Genomic DNA, 19,759 nt, shown 5'->3' on the forward strand with positions numbered 1-19,759 from the left:
AAAGTGCCGCATCCGCGGGTGCATAGGATGCCTTGATGGCATTGGAGGTTCTGAGCAATGATCGAGGGGTTCTGTTACAAAATGAATTCGCTCAGTTGCCGTCCGACGACATCGCGCCGAGCAGCCGGCGGATATCGCCGAACCGGGCGATCGAGCCGAACACCAGTGCCGCCACCGCGACGAAGAACACCGACACCGCGGCCATGGTCGGCGTGTAGCCATAGCGCAGCGCGTTGAATATCTTGATCGGCAGCGTCTCGGTGGTGAAGCCGATCGTCATATAGGCGACGATGTATTCGTTGAGCGACAGCACGAAGGCGAAGGCGTAGCCCGAGACGAGGTAGGGCAGGATCAGCGGCAGCACCACCGTCTTCAGCACCATGCGGTCATCGGCGCCCATGGTCGCGGCGGCCTCGACCAGCGAGCGGTCGATCGAGGCAAAGCCCAGCGACAGCGTCACCAGCGGCAGCGTCACGAAGAAGATGGCGTGGCTGATGATGGCGGTGAAGAACTGGCCGAACAGCCCGACCGTCGCCCAGAAGCTGAGAAAGCCGAGCGCGGTGATGACCGGCGGCAGGATGAAGGGCGCCAGCCCCAGCACCTGGAAAATGTTCGCCCACGGCGCGATGCGCCGCCACAGGAACCAGGCCAGCGGCAGCGCCACCGCAACGGCAATCGCCGCCGAACAGACGGCCAGCGTCACCGAATGGATCAGTGCCAGCCGCCATTCCGGATCGGTGAAGATCTGAGCATACCAGGCGAGCGAGAAGCCGACCGGCGGGAATGAGAGTTCCTGCCGCGAGTTCACCGACACGCCAGCGACGACGATCAGCGGCGCCGCCAGGAACAGGGCGACGATGGTGAAATAGACACGGCGCAGCAAGGTCGCGGTCATAGGGCGTTCTCCCGGCGTCCGACGAGCAGCGTCAGTCCGACCAACGCCAGCGAGATCAGCACCAGGAACACCGCCATCGCCGCGGCGAACGGCATGTTGGACTGGTAGATCGCCTGGTCGGTGATCAGCACGGACAGCGTCCAGTGTTGCGGCCGCCCCAGAATCTGCGGCAGCAGGTAGGAGCCGAGCGCAAAGACGAAGACCATGATCAGCGTCGCCACGATGGTGTTGCGCAGCGCCGGCGCGACGACGTTGAAGAAGGCTCGGATCGGTGAGGCGCCGAGCGTGCGCGCGGCTTCGAGCAGCGTCGGGTCGAGGCGAACAAGGGCGGGATACAGCACCAGTATGGTATAAGGCAGCGCCTGGTAGACCATGCCCGTCAGCACCGCGCCGAAGGTCGGCAGCAGCGCCACCGGCTTGTCCATCAGCCCGATCGCCACGAACAGGTTGGTGATCCCGGCGGTGCGCGAAAACAGTGTCGACCAGGCAAAGCCGATAATGACTTCCGACAGCGACAGCACCGACAAGAGGCCGACCAGCCACAGCGTCTGCACGCGGCGCGGCCGCCTTGTCAGGAGGTAGGTGAAGGGAAAGGCAATGGTGACGCAGCAGACCGCGACCAGCACCGCCAGCATCAGAGAAAAGCCGAGCACGCCGCCGAAGAACCCCGACAGGAAGCGGGCGTAATTGTCGAAGACGAAGTCCGGCGTGTAGAAGCCGGCCGGATTGCGCTTGAAGAAGCTGACCGCGATCATCGTCGAGAACGGCACGACGAAGAAGACGACCAGCATCAGCGCTGGAAAGAACAGCGGCGTGTAGTCGGCTACCGACTTCGGAGCTTCGCGTCTCATGCGCCAAGCACCACGCAGCTGGCGGGCGGCAGCGTGACGCCGACCTTGGCGCCGACCGGCACGTCATGCCGCTCGCGCGGTGTCGTGACCGCAATGATGCTGGTGCCGCCGACATCGACGAAGGTCTCGATGGTGCCGCCGAGGTCGCGCACGAAACTCACCTCGCCGGTAATGGCCGAGCCGCCGGGGCTGCCGAGATGCACGTCCTCGGGACGCACCGAAACCGAAGCCTTGGTCTGACCCGCCGGGATGGCAAGGCCTGGAATGGCTGTGCCTAGGATGGTGGTGCGTCCAGCGCCGTCGACTTCCGCCGGCAGCAGATTGGTGATGCCGATGAAGTCGGCGACGAAGGCATCGGCCGGCTTGCGGTAGATCTCGATCGGCGGCGCCGCCTGCAGGATCTTACCGTGGCCCATGACAACGACGAGGTCGGCCATGGTCATGGCTTCGCGCTGGTCGTGGGTGACGACGATGGTGGTGATGCCGAGCCGCTGCTGCAGCTGGCGCAGTTCGACCTGCATGGCCTCGCGCAGCTTGGCGTCGAGCGCCGACAGCGGCTCGTCGAGCAGGAACAGTTTCGGCGACAGAGCGAGTGCCCGGGCAATCGCCACGCGCTGGCGCTGGCCGCCCGACAGTTTCGCCACCGGACGGTCGGCAAAGCCGGTCAGATGGATCAGGCTCAGCAATTCGTCGACGCGTTTCTTCTGCTCTTCTTTCGAGGCGCCGCGAATGCGCAGCGCATAGGCGATGTTGTCGCCGACGGAGAGATGCGGAAACAGCGCCAGCGACTGGAACACCATGCCGAGATTGCGCTTGTGCGTCGGCAGCGGGGTGATGTCCTCGCCGTCGAGCACGATGGCGCCGCTGGTCGGCTCCTCCAGCCCGGCAATCATGCGCAGCAGCGTGGTCTTGCCGCAGCCCGACGGCCCGAGCAGGCACACGAACGTGCCATGCGGTACGTTGAGCTGGACATTGTCGACGGCGGCGAAATTGCCGAACATCTTGGTGATGGCGTTGATGTCTAGTCCGGACATGAGTTGATCCTGTAAACCGGAGGATATTGCGAATGGCACTGCTTCCCCGCTTCGCGATGCGAAAGGGAATTCGGCGATCGGCTGCCTCTCCCTGACAGGGAGAGGCATTATGCGAGGTCAGGCGAGCTCTTAGGCGCTCACCCGACGATCAGCTCGGTCCACTTCTGGTTGATCCAGTCGGCCTTCGACGTATAGAGGTCGTAACGCGGGATGATCGGATCGATGTCCGACGACACCGCGGCGAACTCTTCCGGCTTGAGGTCGAGCACTTCTTTCTTCAGCGTCGGCGTGGTGCCGACCTTGCGCGACATGACACCCTGCATAGACGGCTGGCTCATATAGTCGATGAAGACATGCGCCTCGTCGACCTTGGTCGAGGCGCGCGACAGCACCCAATTGCCGGAATCCTGGATGCCGCCTTCCTTCGGGAAGGTCGAGCGGACATGGAAGCCGTCGGCGACCGCAAGCCCGGTGACGTCGTGATAGTATTGGCCCATGGGGATCTCGCCCGACTTCAGCGCCTGCTCGAACTGCGCCTCGTCGCGATACCACAGGCGGACATTCGGCTTGAGCTCGGCGAGCTTCTCGAACGCCTTGTTCAGCCCGTCCTCGGTATCGAGCGCATTGGTGCCGCCCATGAAGGTCTTGGCCGTCACTTCGAGCAGGAACGAATTGGAGGCAAGCGCCAGTAGGCCGAGCTTGTCCTCATTGGCCTTGTCCCACAGCGCATCCCACGATTTCGGCGCATCCTTGTAGACGTCGGTGTTGGTAACAAGCGTGATCCACCAGGCGACGGCGCCGATGCCGGCGACGCGGCCATCCGGATACTTATTGATGAAGCGCGGCAACAGGTCGCCATAGTGCTTGAACTTCGACGTATCGAGCGGCGTCCACAATTCCGTCGACTGGCCCTTCAGCGTCGAGGTCTGCGACATCATCGAAAGGTCGGCCGGCGCCTGACCGGCCTTGGCCGCCTGCTCCAGCTGCACCAGCCAGGCCTCGCCGGTCGGCTCGGCGACCGATTCCACGGCAATGCCGGTTGCCTTGGTGAAGTCGGGGAAGACGTGCTCGTCGAAGGACTTCTTGAAATAGCCGCCATAGACGCCGACCTTCAGTGACTTGTCCTGCGCCCTCAGGATCGACGGCATGGCGAGCACGCCTGCGGTGGCGAGGCCCGCGCTAAGCACGCCGCGCCGTGTCAGGGATTTTCCGATCAGTCTGTTCATCCGGTTTCTCCTCAGTTGATGCCGTTCAATGCCGGCAGGTTCCCTTCACGCACTGTCGCCGCCTGGCGTCAGTGGGCCGCCGCTCGTTGTTCGAGCGTACGGGCGTATTGCGTCAGTGGAAAGCACATGACGAAGAAGATCAGCGCCACCAGTCCGTAAACCTTGAACGGTTCGAAGGTGGCGTTGTTGATTGCGTTGGAGGTCCTGACCAGCTCCTCGAAGCCGATGATCGAGGTCAGTGCCGTCGATTTGATCAATTGCACCAGGAAGCCGACGATCGGCGCCCTGGTGATCGAGAACGCCTGCGGCAGAATGATCAGCCGCAGCTCCTGCAGACGGTGCAGGCCAAGGCTGGCGCCGGCATCCCACTGTCCGCGCGGCAGCGCGTCGACGCCACTGCGCCAGATCTCGGCGAGATAGGCGCTGGCGAAGAAGGTGAGGCCGAGCACGGCTGCCGTCCATGGCTCGATGCGCAGGCCCAGCATCGGCAGGCCGAAGAACATCAGGAACAGCTGCATCAGCAGCGGCGTCCCCTGGAACAGTGCGATATAGCCGGAGGCAATGCGCCGGCTCCATTTATTCTTCGCGATGCGGAAGAACAGCACGATCAGCCCAACCAGCGCGCCGCCGACGAAGGCCGCCAGCGACAACAGCACCGTCCAGCGGGCGGCGAGCAAAAGGTTGCGAACGATGTCCCAGAAAGTGAATTCGATCATGACACGCCGGCTCCCAGAACGCGGCGCCCGCCGGTGACCAGTGCCCGGCGCAATGCCATCGACAAAGCGAGATAGACCAGGGTCACGACAAAATAGGTCTCGAAGGAACGGAACGTGCGCGCCTGCAGCATGTCGGCCTCGTAGGTCAGCTCGCGCACCGCGATCTGCGACACCACGGCCGATTCCAGCATCATGATGACGATCTGGCTGGTCAGCGCGGGGTAGATCACCGTCAGCGCCTGCGGCAGCACGATCTTGATGAACACCTGGCGTGGCCGAAGCCCCAGTGAAAGAGCGGCTTCTGTCTGTCCGCCGGGCACGGCATCGAGACCGGCGCCGACGATTTCAATCGTGTAGGCCGCCATGTTGAGCGTCATTGCCAGCATGGCGGCCAGGATCGGATCGAGCCTGATGCCGAGGCTGGGCAGGCCGAAGAAGATGAAGAACAGCTGCACCAGGAACGGCGTGTTGCGCATCACCTCGACATAGACCGCGATCGCACGCTTCACGAACACCGGGCCGTTGCGCCGGCCTGCAGCGCCCAGGATGCTGAGCAGCGTACCCACGAGCGTGGTCACGACGATCAACAGGATCGTCGTGGCCGCGCCGCGCGCGATGTCGCCCAGGGCGCCTGCAAGCCAGCCAAAGGCCACGGCAACTCAATCCTTCAGATTGTCAGGATTGAGCGGCGTCTTTAGCCAGGCCTTCGAGCTCTCGTCGAGCTTACCGTCGGCCAGCATCTTGGCCACCGCATCATTGACCGCCGTCTTCAGCCGGTCCTCTTTTTTGTTGAGGCCAATATGCGAGGGCGAGGTCAAAAGCTGGAACTTCTGCTCCGGCTTCAGCGCGTCCTGCTTGGCCAGCACCTGGGCGCCGACATCGTTGCCGACCACCATCAGCTGGGTCTGGCCGGAGATGAAGGCCTGGATGACGGAATTGTAGTTGTCGAAGCGCTTGATGTCGGCCGACGCCGGTGCCGCTTCGGTCAGCGAGGTATCTTCCAGCGTGCCGCGATTGACCGCGATCGACTTGTCGGCGAGGTCTTCCTTGCCTTTGACCGAAAGTGCTGCCGGGCCAATGACGGCGATGTAGTAGGGCGCGTAAGCGGCGGCGAAGTCGATCACCTCTTCGCGTTCCTTGGAATAGCCGACGCTCATCAGAATATCGACGCGCTTGTCGGTGAGGTAGGGGATGCGGTTCTGGCCGGTGACGCTGACCAGATTGAGCTTCACCTTCAGAGAGTCGGCGATGGCCTGCGCCACGTCCACGTCATAGCCCTTGATGCTCATATCGGCGCTCGCCGAGGAGAAGGGCGGAAAGTCGGAAAAGATGCCGACATTGATGGCGCCGGCCTTGGTGATGTCGTCGACGGCGTCGGCATGCGCTTGCGCGGTAAGGCCGAGGCCGGCGAGCATCAGCGCGGCGGCGACGGTTGATTTCATGTGAAAATTCATTGTGGTTCCCTTCTGGAAGCTTGTTTGTTTTGAAACGGCCGCCGGCTCCAGCGCGGCGGCCGCCTTTGCATTTAAAGTCCGTCAGGCCCCCTTGCTCGTAATGGCCGGGCTGAACACCATCAGGCTCAGGATCTCGAACAGAACCTGCGCGCCGACATGGGCGGTGTTGGTGGTGGCGTCGTATTGCGGCGCTACCTCGACGACGTCGCCGCCGACAATGTTGAGGCCTTTCAGGCCGCGCAGCAGTTCGAGCACTTCGCGCGTCGTCAGGCCACCGATCTCCGGCGTGCCGGTGCCCGGCGCGAAGGCCGGATCGACACTGTCGACGTCGAAGGAGATGTAGGTCGGGCCGTCGCCGACGATCTTGCGCGCCTTCTCGATGATGGCGGGGATGCCCAGCCCAGTCACCTCTTCGGCATGCACCACGGTCATGCCGGACTCGTAGGTGAATTCCCACAGATATTCGGCCGAGCCTCGAATGCCGATCTGGATGGTGCGGGTCGGGTCGAGCACACCGTCCAGCACTGCGTTGCGGAACGGGCCGCCATGATGGAATTTGGTCATGTCGAACAGCCCGCTGGTGTCGCAATGGGCGTCGATATGGATCATGCCGACCGGCGCTTGTCTGCCGACCGCCTTCAGGATCGGATGGCTGATCGAGTGGTCGCCGCCGACCGAGAGCGGCAGCACGCCGGCATCGACGATCTGGTTGGTGCGGCGCTCGATGTCCTCGTGGCTGACCTCCAGCCGGTAGCGGCTGCGGAACGGCGTATCGCCGATGTCGGCAACGCGCAGTTCATGCGTCGGCGCGCATTCCAGCACATGATTGTAGGGGCCGATGCGCTCGATGGCGCGCAGCGCCCTGGGTCCAAAGCGCGAGCCGGGCCGGTTGGTGACGCCGAGATCCATCGGCACACCGATGATCGCCACCTGCAAGTCGCCGAAATCCGGATTGTCGGCTGCTATTTCGCGGTAGGGCGCGGCGAGGAAAGTCGGGATGCCGGAATAGGGCGCCAGCCTGGTGCCGGTCTTGGTGAAGATCTTGTCGGCGACCTGGCGGAACTTGGGGTCGAACATCTCACCGCCATGGCTCTCGCCATATTTGCGGCGCAGCGCCTCGAGCTTGCCACGATCATAACCCATGTCGGTCTCCTCCTGCCGGGCCAGTGCATGCGGCAGCGTTTGCGAACTGACCATCATCCGGCCGGGTCGCTGTCCCGCTGGCTGCCTGCAGATTTCACGTCACTGATGCTGTTGACCTGCCAAAGTGTCCGGCAGCCGCATTGAAAAATCAATTGATATTGTTAGGGTGTCGGTTGTGAGAAAAACTCACAGAGTTTCCGGTTGCTCATGGCCAAGCGTCTGCCCCCCTTAAATCCCCTGCGCGCCTTCGAGGCGACGGCGCGCCATGCCTCGCTGACCAAGGCGGCGGCGGAGCTGAATGTCACCCACGGCGCCATCAGCCACCAGATCAAGGCGCTTGAGCAATCGCTGGGCGTAAAACTGTTCGAGCGCACCGGACAGCGGGTAAAGCTCACACCGCATGGCGCCGAACTGCTGCCGGCGGTGTCGACCGCCTTCGATGGCATCGCCGCCGCCACCCAGCGCATGACGAGACCGGCCAGCGCCGGCACGCTGTCGGTCTCCTGCGTGCCGGCGCTGCTGCTTTTGTGGATGACGCCGCGGCTCGGCAGCTTCATGGCGCAATATCCTGACATCAGGCTGACGCTGATCCCTTCCAACGACCCCAAGGACATCCGCGCGCCGCAGGTCGATGTCTGCGTGCTCTATGGCGACGGCAGCTGGACCGACTGCTGGATGCGCAAATGGTCGGGCCTCGAACTGTTCCCGGTGGTCAGCCCGACGCTGATCAACAACCGGCCGATCCGCGTCTGCCGGGATCTTGCCGACCATGTCATCCTGCATGGCGATGACGGCCGCGAGTGGCACACCTGGCTGGCCGCCGCCGACGGGCTGGATCTCGAGCGTGGCCGCCGTCACCATCTCGGCGATGCCCGCACGGCCATCGAGGCCGCGGTGCATGGCCATGGCGTGGCGCTTGGCGATTCCGTGACCGCCAGCATGCTGCTCGCCAGGGGCCTGCTGGTGGCGCCGTTCAGCCTGTCGGTGCCGGCGGTCGACGATTTCTACGTCGTTTGCCGCAACGAGATGCGCTCGGCGCCGATTGTGCAACTGTTCGTCGACTGGCTGTTCGCCGAAAAGGAACAGGCCGACAGCCGCGCCGACGCGCCGGTGGCCGGTCGCATCGGCAGCCGCAGGAAGCGCCCGGCGCTGCGGATGGTCGGCTCCAAGAGTTGAGGCTGGACCGGAGCGACTGCTTTTTGTCGGGCCAGCCCGGAAAGCGGGAAGCGCTTTCAAAAATTCAATGCTAATAAGCTCTTGCCAAGCAATTCCAGGAAAGCGTGCGGCGGTTTTCCGTCCGGAATTGCGTAAGACAGACGTGAGCAGCGAAGGCGACGGCAGGACATGGCAAGAACCGATATAGCGCGGCGCGTCTACAACCACACCTGGAAGCTGGACCCGATCGTCCGCAGCCTGCTCGACACCGATTTCTACAAGCTGCTGATGCTGCAGATGATCTGGGGCATGTATCCCAAGGTCGACACCACCTTCTCGCTGATCAACCGCACCACATCGGTGCGCTTGGCCGACGAGATCGACGAAGGCGAATTGCGCGACCAGCTCGACCATGCCCGCACGCTGCGCTTTTCCAAGAAGGAGATGATCTGGCTCGGCGGTAACAATTTCTATGGCCGCAAGCAGATCTTCGAGCCGGAATTCCTCGCCTGGCTGGAAGGTTTCCGGCTGCCGGACTATGAGCTGTCCAAGCGCGACGGCCAGTATGAGCTCTCCTTCAGCGGTCCCTGGATGTACACCACGCTGTGGGAAATCCCGGCGCTGGCGATCATCAATGAGCTTCGTTCCCGCGCCGCCATGCGCGCCTACGGCCCGTTCGCGCTCGACGTGCTCTACGCCCGCGCCAAGGCCAAGATGTGGGCCAAGACCGAGCGGCTGAAGGCATTGCCCGGCATCCGCATCTCCGATTTCGGCACCCGCCGCCGCCATTCGTTCCTGTGGCAGCGCTGGTGCGTCGAGGCGCTCAAGGAAGGCATTGGCGAAGCCTTCACCGGCACCTCAAACGTGCTGCTTGCCATGGACAACGACCTCGAAGCGCTCGGCACCAACGCGCATGAACTGCCGATGGTGTTTGCCGCCCTTGCCAATACCGAAAAGGAACTGAAGCAGTCGCCCTACAAGGTGCTGCAGGACTGGCAGCGCTATTATGGCGGCAATTTGCTGATCGTGCTGCCCGACGCTTTCGGCACCGCATCCTTCCTGCGCGACGCGCCGGACTGGGTCGCCGACTGGACCGGTTTCCGTCCCGACAGCGCGCCGCCGATCGAAGGCGGCGAGAAAATCATCGACTGGTGGCGCGAGAAGGGCAAGGACCCCAGGCAGAAGCTGCTGATCTTCTCCGACGGGCTCGAGGTCGAGACCATCGAAGAGACCTACCAGCACTTCAAGGGCAAGGTGCGCATGTCCTTCGGCTGGGGCACCAACCTCACCAACGACTTCGAAGGCTGCGCGCCGACCGAAACCAACAGCCTCGATGCCATTTCGCTGGTCTGCAAGGTGACCGAGGCCAATGGCAGGCCGGCGGTGAAGCTGTCGGACAATCCGGCCAAGGCGACGGGCGACAAGAAAGAGATCGAGCGCTATCTCAGGATTTTCGGGGCGAAGGACCGCGTGGAGCAGCTGGTCAAGGTTTGAAGGCGGCCGAAGCTCCGGCATCGCGATGCGAGTAGGCAAGGTTGGATAGGCTGAGTTCCTTCGCGCCCCCCTCTGTCCTGCCGGACATCTCCCCCACGAGGGGGGAGATTACGCTCGCATCTCCACCTTCGCCAATCTCCAACATTGCAAGGGAAGAGCCGCCGGCGAAACCGCCAATCTCCCCCCAAGTGGGGGAGATGTCCGGCAGGACAGAGGGGGGCGCCGTAGAGTGCTGTCGTCAACGGTTAGCCCCTCTCACCATCGCCCTCGCATCCCTCCCCACCCCGACCTTCGCCCACGCCTCCGACCGCGGCCACGTCCTCCTCCTCCCCACCGGCTACTACATCGCCGGCGGAGCGCTCGCCGTCGCCGTCAGCTTCCTCATCCTGGCTCTCCTGCCACCCGACACACTCGACCGCTTCTGGCGTCGCCGCCTGCCACTCTTCGGGTTTACCAACGTGCCCCGCACAATCGTCAGCCTGATCTCCTTTGCCGGCTTCGTAACCCTCATCACCGCCGGCCAGTTCGGCAGCCGCGACCCGCTCTCCAACCCGCTCCCGCTTGTCATTTGGACGCTGCTCTGGGTCGGCCTCGCCATCACGCAAGGTCTGCTTGGCGATCTCTGGTCCTGGCTAAATCCCTGGTACGGCCCATGGCGCGTCGTCACCCGCCTGATTGGCCAGCGCGATGCCGAGGCGCAGGAATCGCGATTGCTGCAATGGCTCGGCTTCTGGCCGGCCGTCATCCTGTTCTTCGCCTTCGCCTGGTTCGAGCTGATCGATCCGGCGCCCGACGACCCCGCGCGGCTGGCATATGCCGCCGGCCTCTATTGGCTGTTCACCTTCATCGCAATGTTGATCGTCGGCTACCCCAACTGGAGCAGGCGCGGCGAATTCCTGACGGTGTTCTTCGCCATGGTGGCGCGTTTTGCTCCTGTCGAACGCGACGAAAAAGGCCGGCTCAACCTTTGCTGGGCCGGCGCCAAACTGCTCGGCGCCGCGCCTCTGCCGGCAAGCGGCATCGCTTTCCTGCTGCTCAGCCTGTCATCGGTGTCGTTCGACGGCCTGTCGAAAACCTTCTTCTGGCTCGGCCTGTTCGGCATCAATCCGCTGGAATATCCCGGCCGCACCGTGCTGATCGGCATCGGCAGTTTTGGCCTGGTGCTGACCTTCATTCTGTTGGCGGCGGTGTTCATGCTGGCCATCATCCTCGGCCAGCGCCTTGCCGGCAGCCGGCATTCCCTTGGCGAAGCGGCAGGACTGCTGGTCTGGTCGATCGTGCCGATCGCGCTCGCCTATCATGTCGCCCACTATCTGACGGCGCTGCTGGTCGACGGCCAGTATGCGATGGCCGCTTTGTCCGACCCGTTCGCGCTGGGCTGGAACCTGTTCGGCACCGCCGACATGCAGATCGAAGCCGGCATCGTCGCCGGCGCCGACTCCGCCTGGTGGCTGTGGAATGTGCAGGCCGGCATCATCATCGCCGGCCATATGCTGGCGGTGCTCGTCGCCCATGGTCTGGCCTGGCGACTGCACTCGGTGCCATCGCGCGCCGCACTCAGCCAGCTGCCGCTCACCGTGCTGATGATCGCCTACACCATCTTCGGCCTCTGGTTGCTTGCCACGCCGACGGCGGGATGACAAAAGGCGACCGGCATGCCCAGCGCATGACCCGAAAATCGGATTCGATTTTCGGAAAGGATCATGCGCACACTAAAAATGCTCCAGCATCCTTTACGCGTCCTAACGGACGCGCGGCGCTGGAGAGGAAAGCCCGCTTGCCAGGTCGAAGCTTTGATGATTTAGTTTGTATACATGCGATTTCTGCCCCTCCTGCAAGGGAGTGGCCTTGCCTCGTTACAGACAGTCAAAACTCAAAAACAGGGGAACTGCCGTGACTGACAAGAATGGGTTTTTCGACCTCTCCAAAAGCACTCTTAGCCGCCGCACGGCGCTAAAAGGTCTCGCCGCAGGCGCCGGTCTGACGCTCGCGCCGGGCTTCGTCCGCTACTCGCAGGCGCAGAGCTCGGCGCCGATCAAGATCGGCTTCCAGTCGCACCGCACCGGCATCGGCGCCGCCTATGGCCGCTGGTACGAGAAGACCAGTGCGGCCGCGGTCAAGGCGATCAACGATGCCGGCGGCATCAACGGCCGTCCGGTTGAACTGGTGATCGAGGATGACGGCACCGACCCCGGCCGCGGCGCCGAAGTGGTCGGCAAGTTCGCCACCCAGCACAAGACCGACATCGTCTTCGGTACACTGTTCTCGCATGTCGTGATCGGCTCCGCGCCCGCCGCCGGCGAAAACAAGATCCCCTATTTCGTCGTCAGTGAAGGCCACCACGTCGCCTCGACCAAGCTCAACCGCTACGTCTTCCAGCCCGGCATCACCGACGTGAAGAGCCAGATCCAGTCGATGGCGCCGTGGATTGCCGCCAATGCCGGCAAGAAGGTGACGCAGATCTTCCCCGATTTCGCCTTCGGCTACGACCATCGCGATTACCTGCCGCCAGCACTGAAGGCGCAAGGCGCCGAAGTCATCGCCCAGATCGCCATCCCGCCGACGGAATCCTCCTTCACCAAGTATTTTCCACAGATCCCGGCCGAAACCGAGGTCATCTACCATGTCATGGTCGGCCCGGCCGTGCTCACCTTCGTCAAGGAACTCGGCGAGTTCTACGGCTCCAACCGGCCGCAGCTGTTCGGCTTCATCGATTCGCTCGAAGCCACCGACATCAACAGCCCCGGCCTCGAATTCCTCGACGGTAGCCATTTCTGGGAAGGCTCGCCGCGCTATGCCCAGGCGGATGACTCAGCCGCGCAAAAGGCCTACCGCGCCGCCGTGGGCATCGACGACAATGGCGCTGCCGTCGGCGACCCCAAGGACGTCTCCACCGCCGCCCACATGTTCGGCTGCTGGGAAACGCTCTATGTCGTCAAGAAGGCGATGGAAGATGCTGGCTACAAGGGTCCGGAGGACCGCGGCAAGCTGGTCGAGGCGACCGAGGCGCTGACCGAATTCGCCGAAGGACCGGAGCATCCGCAGGGGCCGAAGACGTTCAACGGCAAGATCCACCAGTGTTTCGGCATCCAGAACATCTCCAAGGTCGAAGGCGGCAAGATGAATGTCGTCCACAAGACCAAGATCGAGGACGGGCTGTACGAGGCCGAGGGGGATTATACGACGCAGGCGCTGTAGCTTAGCAGCGTGAGCGCCAGGCTACCCCCCTCTGTCCTGCCGGACATCTCCCCCTCAAGGGGGGAGATTGGATTTCACGGCGGGTTTCGCCAACTACCAACGATGGCCGAGAGGCGCCGTCGCAGGTACAGCCAATCTCCCCCCTTGAGGGGGAGATGCCCGGCAGGGCAGAGGGGGGTGCCTCGCGCATCCGCTGGTGCCTAGCCCATGCACTTTGGACCCCATCTCCTCCTCGCCGCCCTCGAAGGCCTCGTCACCTCAGCCGTACTGGCGCTGACGGCGCTCGGGCTGTCGCTGGTGTTCGGGGTCATGCGCGTCGTCAATGTCGCCCATGGCGAGTTCTTCATGCTGGGCGCGGTGCTGGCATGGGCCATCTCGACGGCTATCCCCGGCCATCCCACGGTCGGCTTCCTCGCCGCACTGGTGATCGCGCCGCTGATTGTCGGCGCCATTGCACTGGTTGCCGAGCGGCTGGTGCTGCGCCGGCTTAATTACAATCCGGAAGCCACTATCGTCGCCACCATCGGCATGCTCTACATCATCCAGCAGCTGGCGTTGAGTTTCTACGGTCCGGAAGCGCGGCCGGTGGAGCCGCCCTTCAGCTACCGCATCCTTTTGCCCTGGTTCGGCTATTCCGGTTACAAGCTGTCGATCATTGCCGCCTCGGCGCTTCTGCTGGTCGCCACCTGGCTGGTGCTGACGCGCACGAAGATCGGCCTCATCATGCGCGCCACGCAATATGACAGCGAGACGGCGCAGGCCTTCGGCATTCCGGTCGACCGCGTCTATGCCGGCGTCTTTGCGCTCGGCGCCATGCTGGCAGCCATCGCCGCCGTACTGATCGTGCCGATCAGCCAGGCGCATTATTTGATGGGGCAAGACCCACTACTGCTCTCCTTCATCGTCATCATCATCGGCGGCCTCGGTTCGCTGCGCGGCACGGTCGTTGCTGCTGTGCTGATCGGCCTCTCCGACGGCATCATCTCGGTGTTCTTCTCACCGACGCTGGCCAAGATCATCGCCACGCTGCTGGTGGCCATGGTGCTGGTGTTCCGGCCACAAGGCCTGTTCGGGCAAGCGTCGCGATGAGCGAAGCGTCGCCGGCAAAAGCCTATGCGTTGCATCTCGGCGTCATCGCGCTGCTCTTCGCGCTGAGCTTCGTCCTGCCCGACTACCATCACGGCCTGCTCGCCCGCATCATGGTGTTGGCGGTGTTCGCCATGGGCTACAACATGCTGTTCGGCTATGTCGGCCTGCTCAGCCTCGGCCACGCCATGTTCTTTGCCGCAGGGCTCTATGGCGCAGGCCTCGCCGTCATCCATCTCGGCTGGAACGTGCCACTGGCCTTCCTCGCCGGCATCGCCTGCGGCGCGTTGCTGGCGCTGGTCATCGGCTTGCTGGCGCTGCGCACCACCGGCGTCGCTTTCATGATCGTCACCATGATGTTCGCGCAGGTGTTTTACCTCACCATCCTCTATTTCGCCGCCTGGACCGGCGGCGACCAGGGCCTGGTCGTGCCGCAGCCAGCGCGAGTTCTGAATTTCGGCGCGACGTCGCTCGACCTCACCAACCCGATCGTGCGCTACATGAGCGCGCTGGCGTTGTTCTCGGTCGTGCTGCTCATCACGCTCGCCATCGTCCGCTCCCGCTACGGCCGCGTTCTGGTCGCCGTGCGCGAGAACGAGGAGCGCACGAAAATGCTGGGCTACGACACCTTTTCGAACAAGCTCATCGCCGTCGTCGTTTCCGGCACCATCTGTGCAGCCTCTGGTGCCGCCTATGCGCTGCTGTTCGGCTATGTCGGTTCGAGCTTTGCCTCGGTGCAGTATTCCATCCTGCCGCTACTCTGGGTGCTGCTCGGCGGCGCCGCCACGACGCTGGGCGCGCTGATCGGCACGGTGTTCATGTACTATGTCATCGACATCGCCAGTGGCTACACCTCGGCCTATCTCCTGATCGTCGGCATAGCGCTCATCCTTCTGGTGCTATTTTTCCCCAAAGGCATTCTGGGCACCATCCGCCAGCGCTGGCTCGGGTGGTTGCCATGATGCCGCTGCTGACGACAAAGAACCTGGCGCGCAATTTCGGCGGTCTGCGCGCCGTCGACGGTGTCGACTTCCAGCTGATGCCGGGCGAGATCCGCGCCGTCATCGGCCCCAACGGTGCAGGCAAAACCACTTTCGTCAGTCTGATCAGCGGCCGCATCCAGCCGTCCTCGGGCATGATCGTCTTCGACGGCGCCGACATCACCCGCCAGCCGGCCTATCTCAGGGTACGCCAGGGCATCGCCTACACCTTCCAGATCACCAGCGTCTTCGCCAACCTCTCCGCCTACGACAATGTTGCGCTGCCGGTGCAGCGCACGCTGACCGATGGCCGCTCGAAAGGTGCGGTGCGCACCGGCGTCATGGCGGCACTCGAGCGCACCGGCCTCGCCGACCGCGCCCACATGCCGGCCGGCCAGCTCTCCTATGGCCATCAGCGCCTGCTCGAAGTGGCGATGGGCCTGGCGCTGAAGCCGCGGCTGTTGATTCTCGACGAGCCGACGCAAGGATTGGCCGACAGCGAGATCGACAATTTCATCGAGCTGGTGCGCGAGATCGCCAAAAGCGCCACCGTGCTTTTGATCGAGCACAACATGCCGGTCGTCATGCAGCTGGCCGACCGCATCACTGTCTTCAACGCCGGCAGGATCCTGGCCGAAGGTACGCCCGAACAGGTCCGCGCCAACACCCAGGTGCAGGAAGCCTATCTGGGGACCGCGACATGACCGAAGCCCCTAAGACCGAGGCGCTGACCATCTCCGGGCTCGACTGCTTCTACGGCGAGGTCCAGGTGCTGTACGGGCTCGACCTGGTCCTCAACAAGGGCGAGGTGCTGTGCCTGTTCGGCCGCAACGGCGCCGGCAAGACGACGACGCTCAAGGCAATCATGGGCCTGGTGCCGGCGGAGGCCGGCTCGATCCGGCTGGGGGACCAGGAATTGGCCGGCCTGCCGGCGCATGAGGTGCCGAAGGCCGGCGTCGCCTATGTGCCGCAAGGCAGGCGATTGTTCGCCGAGATGACGGTAGCGGAAAACATCGAGATCGGCCTGATGGCGCGCGGCAAGGGCAAGGCCGTGCGGGAAAACGTCCTCGACCTTTTTCCATTGCTGCGCCAACGATTGCGGCAACGCTCCGGCACCTTGTCCGGTGGCGAGCAGCAGATGCTGGCGATGGCCCGCGCGCTTTGTCTTGAGCCGCAGGTGCTGCTGCTCGACGAACCGACCGAAGGCCTGATGCCGTCGATGATCGCCAAGATCCGCGAGACGGTGGTGAAGTTGCGTGAACTTGGCGTCTCGACGATCCTGGTCGAGCAGCGGGTAGACGCCGTGCTATCGGTCGCCGACCGCGTCTGCTTCATCGAAAACGGCCGCAACCGCGAGACCGTCGATGTCGAGCAGCTTCGCGCCGACCCGTCGGCGGTCCGGCGCTATGTGGGTGTGGGATGATCAGCCGAAGAACAGGAACCCGGCAATCAAAAATATCGGGATCAGCACCAGTCCCGACCACGCCATGTAGCCGAAGAAGCCTGGCATCTTCACGCCGCGATGCCGGGCGATGGCGTAGACCATGAAGTTGGGCGCGTTGCCGATATAGGTGTTGGCGCCCATGAACACGGCGCCCGCCGAGATCGCCGCCAGCGTCGAAGCAAACTCCGTCATCAGATGCTGTGCATCGCCGCCGGCCAGCTCGAAGAACACCAGATAGGTCGGTGCATTGTCGAGGAAGGACGACAGACCGCCGGTCAGCCAGAAATAGGCGAGATCGTTGGGCTGTCCGGTGGGCGAAGTGACCAGCGCGACCAGCGGCGCCAGCGCGCCGTCATGGCCGGCGCGCAGGATGGCAATGACCGGCACGATGCAGATGAAGATACCGGCAAACAGTTGTGCCACCTCCGCGATCGGGCCCCAGTTGAAGCCATTCGCCTCGCGATGGCTCTTGTAGGAGACGACAAGCGACAGCCCGGCCAGCGCCAGGATGATGGCGTCGCGCACCAGGTTTTGCAGTTCGAGGCTGATGCCCAGAACGGAAAAGCTCACGCCCGGCTTCCATGCCGCCGAGAGCAGGATGGCGCCGATGACGCCGGCCAGCAGCGGCAGATTGGCCAGGCCGCGAATGCGCACCTTCGTATCCGGCGTCGGATCCTTGATCTTCGGCGCGCCGCCTTCGCGGCGATGCAGCACGATGTCGATGGCCAGGAAGACAAGCAGCGCCAGGCCGCCGGTGAACAGCGTCTCGCGCCAGAGATTGGTGGTCGTCCAGAAGAAGTCGACGCCGCGCAGGAAGCCGACGAACAATGGCGGGTCGCCGAGCGGCGTCAGCGAGCCGCCGATGTTGGACACCAGGAAGATGAAGAAGATGACGACATGGGCGTTGAACGGCCGGTTGTCATTGGCGCGCAGCATCGGCCGGATCAGGATCATCGAGGCGCCGGTGGTGCCGATCACCGAAGCCAGCACCGCCCCGACGAGCAGCAGCCCGGCATTGACCAGCGGCGTGCCATGGATGTTGCCGGCGACAAGGATACCGCCGGAGATGGTGTAGAGCGCGAACAAGAGGATGATGAACGACATGTATTCGGTGAGCAGCGTGTGCAGCACCGCCTCGCTCGCCAAAGACATGCCGAAAGCGATCGCCAGCGGCACCACCACCAGCGCCGCCCAAGCGGCGGCGATCTTGCCGTAGTGATGCTCCCAGACATGGTGGAACAGCAGCGGTCCGGTGGCGATCGACAGCAGCAGGCCGGCAAACGGCAGCCCCCACCACAACGACATTGCTGCACCCGGCAGGCCGTGCTCTTCGGCCGCCGAAGCGCCCACCATTGTTGCCAGGAGAAACAGGCTGGCAAGGAGGGCGGTCTTGCCTGTCGATGGTCGCATGGAACCTCTGCCGGTCTGATTGCGTGTTGCAAGGATCAATGGCCGCTCCAGCCGCGCGGCGCAACCCCGGTCGCTTCCGCCGGTCGGTGCGCGAAGCGGATCGAGGCCGAAACAAGCTTCGTCGCGACACCAGCCCATGTAGCGGTAAAGACACTGTGGGCGACTTTGTTTCGGCATGTCTTCCCTGCCCAAGTAAATCGCATTGCATGATTTTTCCTGCCGTGCTTCATTACTTCAGGGAATTCTGGGGGCGTCACATGTTCAGGAGAGTTGCCGCTGTCCTTGGGGCAGTCGCGTTGGCGGGCTGCACCACGCCGGATCCGATAGCGCCGTCGCCATCGCCGACCGCGGCCATACAAAAGCTCGGCTACGAAGCCGTCGCCTTGCCGTCGACGGCCTATGGCCCGGGCTCGCTGGTGACATCGGTCAAGGGTTCCGGCTTTGCCTCGCCGCTGAAGCTGACCTACCTCTGCCGCCCCGATTTCACCAATGCGCCGCCACCGATCATCGACACGGCGGCCTCGTCGGAAGCATCACGCGAGTTCAACGGCACCTTCAAGCTCGACGCCACGGCGCTGGCCGATCTCGGCATCAGTGCCGGTGTGAGCAATGTCGAATCCGTGACCATGAAGTTCAGCAATGTGAAGATCGAGCAACTGGCCTTCGACGACCTCGCCACCATCCGGTCGCAGCTCGGACCTGTCTGCGCCGACCTTGTCGAGAGCTTCAAGAAGAAATCGATCGCCTATCAGACCAAGGGGGCGATCAGGGCCGACGTGGTCTATACCGCCAACTTCAAGCGCGGCGCGTCCGCGGAAGTGAAGAGCCTGGTAATCGAATCCCTGAAGGCATCGTTCGGCGGCTCCGTGCAAAGCAATTCGAACTCTTCGATCCAGGGCAACGGCCTGTATTACGGGCTGTTGCTGGTCAAGGTCGAATAGCTCGACAGGATTTGGGTAGCCATCAGTCCGAAGTTTGATCTTCGAGCATCACCCCGGCCTCACGCATTCGCTTCAGCATCGCTTCGACAGAGCCGTTGAGATCGATGCCGCGGCAGGCGTCGAGCCGCACCGTCGTCTTGAAGCCTTGCTTGACCGCATCGAGCGCTGAAAAGGCAACGCAGAAATCGGTCGCCAGGCCGACCAGGGTCACAGTATCGATACCGCGCTCCTTGAGGTAGCCACCGAGCCCGGTCGGTGTCTTGTGGTCGTTCTCGAAGAAGGCGGAATAGCTGTCGATCGCTGGGCGAAATCCCTTGCGGATCACCAGTTCGGCCTTGGTCCAGGCGAGTCCCGAATGAAAGTCCGAGCCAAGGCTGCCCTGAATGCAATGGTCGGGCCACAGCGTCTGCGGCCCATAGGGCATCTCGATTGCGCTGAAAGGCTGCGCGCCCGGATGGCTGGAGGCGAAGCTCGAATGTCCGGCCGGGTGCCAGTCCTGCGTCAGCACGACATGCTCGGCGTGCCGGATCAAATCGTTGACCAGCGGCACGATCTCGTCGCCGCCGGCAACCGCCAGCGCGCCGCCGGGGCAGAAGTCGTTCTGCAGGTCGATGACAACAAGCGCTTCGTCGGCCATGGCGCCTCTCCTCTTCTTCGTCTCGAGCGGGGATCGAGTGAAAAACGCCGCGGATGCGACCGGATGCAGAAACTTGACCAGATACTGGCTGGCGT

General features: G+C 63.5%; 19 protein-coding genes. 9 read left to right on the top strand and 10 right to left on the bottom strand.

Annotated features, from left to right (window positions below):
• Nucleotides 1–91: 91 nt before the first annotated feature.
• The 8 genes from AC1DYO_RS00990 to speB form a co-directional block, all read right to left on the bottom strand.
• Nucleotides 92–895, bottom strand: coding sequence for an ABC transporter permease (locus AC1DYO_RS00990; protein ID WP_477259437.1), 804 nt, complete (start codon nucleotides 893–895; stop codon nucleotides 92–94).
• Nucleotides 892–1,746 (bottom strand): ABC transporter permease, encoded by an 855-nt coding sequence (locus AC1DYO_RS00995; protein WP_477259439.1) that lies wholly within the window; start codon nucleotides 1,744–1,746, stop codon nucleotides 892–894. The genes AC1DYO_RS00990 and AC1DYO_RS00995 overlap by 4 nt, the downstream gene beginning before the upstream one ends.
• The gene (locus AC1DYO_RS01000; protein WP_477259441.1) at nucleotides 1,743–2,780 is read right to left on the bottom strand and encodes an ABC transporter ATP-binding protein; all 1,038 of its coding nucleotides are present in this window, start codon (nucleotides 2,778–2,780) and stop codon (nucleotides 1,743–1,745) included. The genes AC1DYO_RS00995 and AC1DYO_RS01000 overlap by 4 nt, the downstream gene beginning before the upstream one ends.
• Nucleotides 2,781–2,917: 137 nt before the next feature.
• A complete protein-coding gene (locus AC1DYO_RS01005; protein ID WP_477259443.1) occupies nucleotides 2,918–4,006 on the bottom strand; it encodes an ABC transporter substrate-binding protein in 1,089 nt (362 codons plus the stop codon).
• Between the two features lie 68 nt (nucleotides 4,007–4,074).
• Entirely contained in the window at nucleotides 4,075–4,722 is a 648-nt protein-coding gene (locus AC1DYO_RS01010) for an amino acid ABC transporter permease (protein WP_477259445.1), read from the bottom strand.
• On the bottom strand, nucleotides 4,719–5,375 hold the full coding sequence (locus tag AC1DYO_RS01015; protein WP_477259447.1) for an amino acid ABC transporter permease: 657 nt from the start codon (nucleotides 5,373–5,375) through the stop codon (nucleotides 4,719–4,721). The genes AC1DYO_RS01010 and AC1DYO_RS01015 overlap by 4 nt, the downstream gene beginning before the upstream one ends.
• Nucleotides 5,376–5,381: 6 nt before the next feature.
• Entirely contained in the window at nucleotides 5,382–6,164 is a 783-nt protein-coding gene (locus AC1DYO_RS01020) for a transporter substrate-binding domain-containing protein (RefSeq protein ID WP_477259448.1), read from the bottom strand.
• Between the two features lie 93 nt (nucleotides 6,165–6,257).
• A complete protein-coding gene (gene speB, locus AC1DYO_RS01025) occupies nucleotides 6,258–7,319 on the bottom strand; it encodes an agmatinase (protein WP_477259450.1) in 1,062 nt (353 codons plus the stop codon).
• A 207-nt stretch (nucleotides 7,320–7,526) separates the two neighbouring features.
• Here speB and gcvA point away from each other — a divergent pair, with 207 nt between their 5' ends.
• From gcvA to AC1DYO_RS01065, 8 genes are all read left to right on the top strand, one after another.
• The gene (gene gcvA, locus AC1DYO_RS01030; RefSeq protein WP_477259452.1) at nucleotides 7,527–8,495 is read left to right on the top strand and encodes a transcriptional regulator GcvA; all 969 of its coding nucleotides are present in this window, start codon (nucleotides 7,527–7,529) and stop codon (nucleotides 8,493–8,495) included.
• A 168-nt stretch (nucleotides 8,496–8,663) separates the two neighbouring features.
• Nucleotides 8,664–9,968 carry a nicotinate phosphoribosyltransferase gene (gene pncB, locus AC1DYO_RS01035; protein ID WP_477259454.1) on the top strand — a complete coding sequence of 435 codons (1,305 nt, stop codon included), beginning with the start codon at nucleotides 8,664–8,666 and terminating at the stop codon, nucleotides 9,966–9,968.
• Nucleotides 9,969–10,165: 197 nt separating this feature from the next.
• A complete protein-coding gene (locus AC1DYO_RS01040) occupies nucleotides 10,166–11,608 on the top strand; it encodes a hypothetical protein (protein WP_477259456.1) in 1,443 nt (480 codons plus the stop codon).
• 253 nt (nucleotides 11,609–11,861) lie between these two features.
• The gene (locus tag AC1DYO_RS01045) at nucleotides 11,862–13,166 is read left to right on the top strand and encodes an ABC transporter substrate-binding protein (protein ID WP_477259458.1); all 1,305 of its coding nucleotides are present in this window, start codon (nucleotides 11,862–11,864) and stop codon (nucleotides 13,164–13,166) included.
• Between the two features lie 207 nt (nucleotides 13,167–13,373).
• Nucleotides 13,374–14,255 (top strand): branched-chain amino acid ABC transporter permease, encoded by an 882-nt coding sequence (locus AC1DYO_RS01050; protein WP_477259460.1) that lies wholly within the window; start codon nucleotides 13,374–13,376, stop codon nucleotides 14,253–14,255.
• Nucleotides 14,252–15,214, top strand: a complete 963-nt coding sequence (locus tag AC1DYO_RS01055; RefSeq protein ID WP_477259462.1) for a branched-chain amino acid ABC transporter permease — start codon at nucleotides 14,252–14,254, stop codon at nucleotides 15,212–15,214. The genes AC1DYO_RS01050 and AC1DYO_RS01055 overlap by 4 nt, the downstream gene beginning before the upstream one ends.
• A complete protein-coding gene (locus AC1DYO_RS01060) occupies nucleotides 15,211–15,936 on the top strand; it encodes an ABC transporter ATP-binding protein (RefSeq protein WP_477259464.1) in 726 nt (241 codons plus the stop codon). Before AC1DYO_RS01055 ends, AC1DYO_RS01060 begins: the two co-directional genes overlap by 4 nt.
• Nucleotides 15,933–16,655: an ABC transporter ATP-binding protein gene (locus tag AC1DYO_RS01065; RefSeq protein ID WP_477259466.1), complete on the top strand. Its 723-nt coding sequence runs from the start codon at nucleotides 15,933–15,935 to the stop codon at nucleotides 16,653–16,655. Before AC1DYO_RS01060 ends, AC1DYO_RS01065 begins: the two co-directional genes overlap by 4 nt.
• Here AC1DYO_RS01065 and AC1DYO_RS01070 read toward each other — a convergent pair whose 3' ends face one another.
• Nucleotides 16,656–18,029 (bottom strand): sodium:proton antiporter, encoded by a 1,374-nt coding sequence (locus AC1DYO_RS01070; RefSeq protein ID WP_477259870.1) that lies wholly within the window; start codon nucleotides 18,027–18,029, stop codon nucleotides 16,656–16,658.
• Between the two features lie 314 nt (nucleotides 18,030–18,343).
• Here AC1DYO_RS01070 and AC1DYO_RS01075 point away from each other — a divergent pair, with 314 nt between their 5' ends.
• Complete coding sequence (locus AC1DYO_RS01075; protein ID WP_181056607.1) at nucleotides 18,344–19,027, top strand: hypothetical protein; 684 nt, start codon at nucleotides 18,344–18,346, stop codon at nucleotides 19,025–19,027.
• 22 nt (nucleotides 19,028–19,049) lie between these two features.
• Here the strand turns inward: AC1DYO_RS01075 and pncA are convergent, their stop codons facing one another.
• Nucleotides 19,050–19,664: a bifunctional nicotinamidase/pyrazinamidase gene (pncA, locus tag AC1DYO_RS01080; RefSeq protein WP_477259468.1), complete on the bottom strand. Its 615-nt coding sequence runs from the start codon at nucleotides 19,662–19,664 to the stop codon at nucleotides 19,050–19,052.
• Nucleotides 19,665–19,759: the final 95 nt, after the last annotated feature.

The sequence above is a fragment of the Mesorhizobium sp. P2_F5 genome, assembly GCF_056403715.1.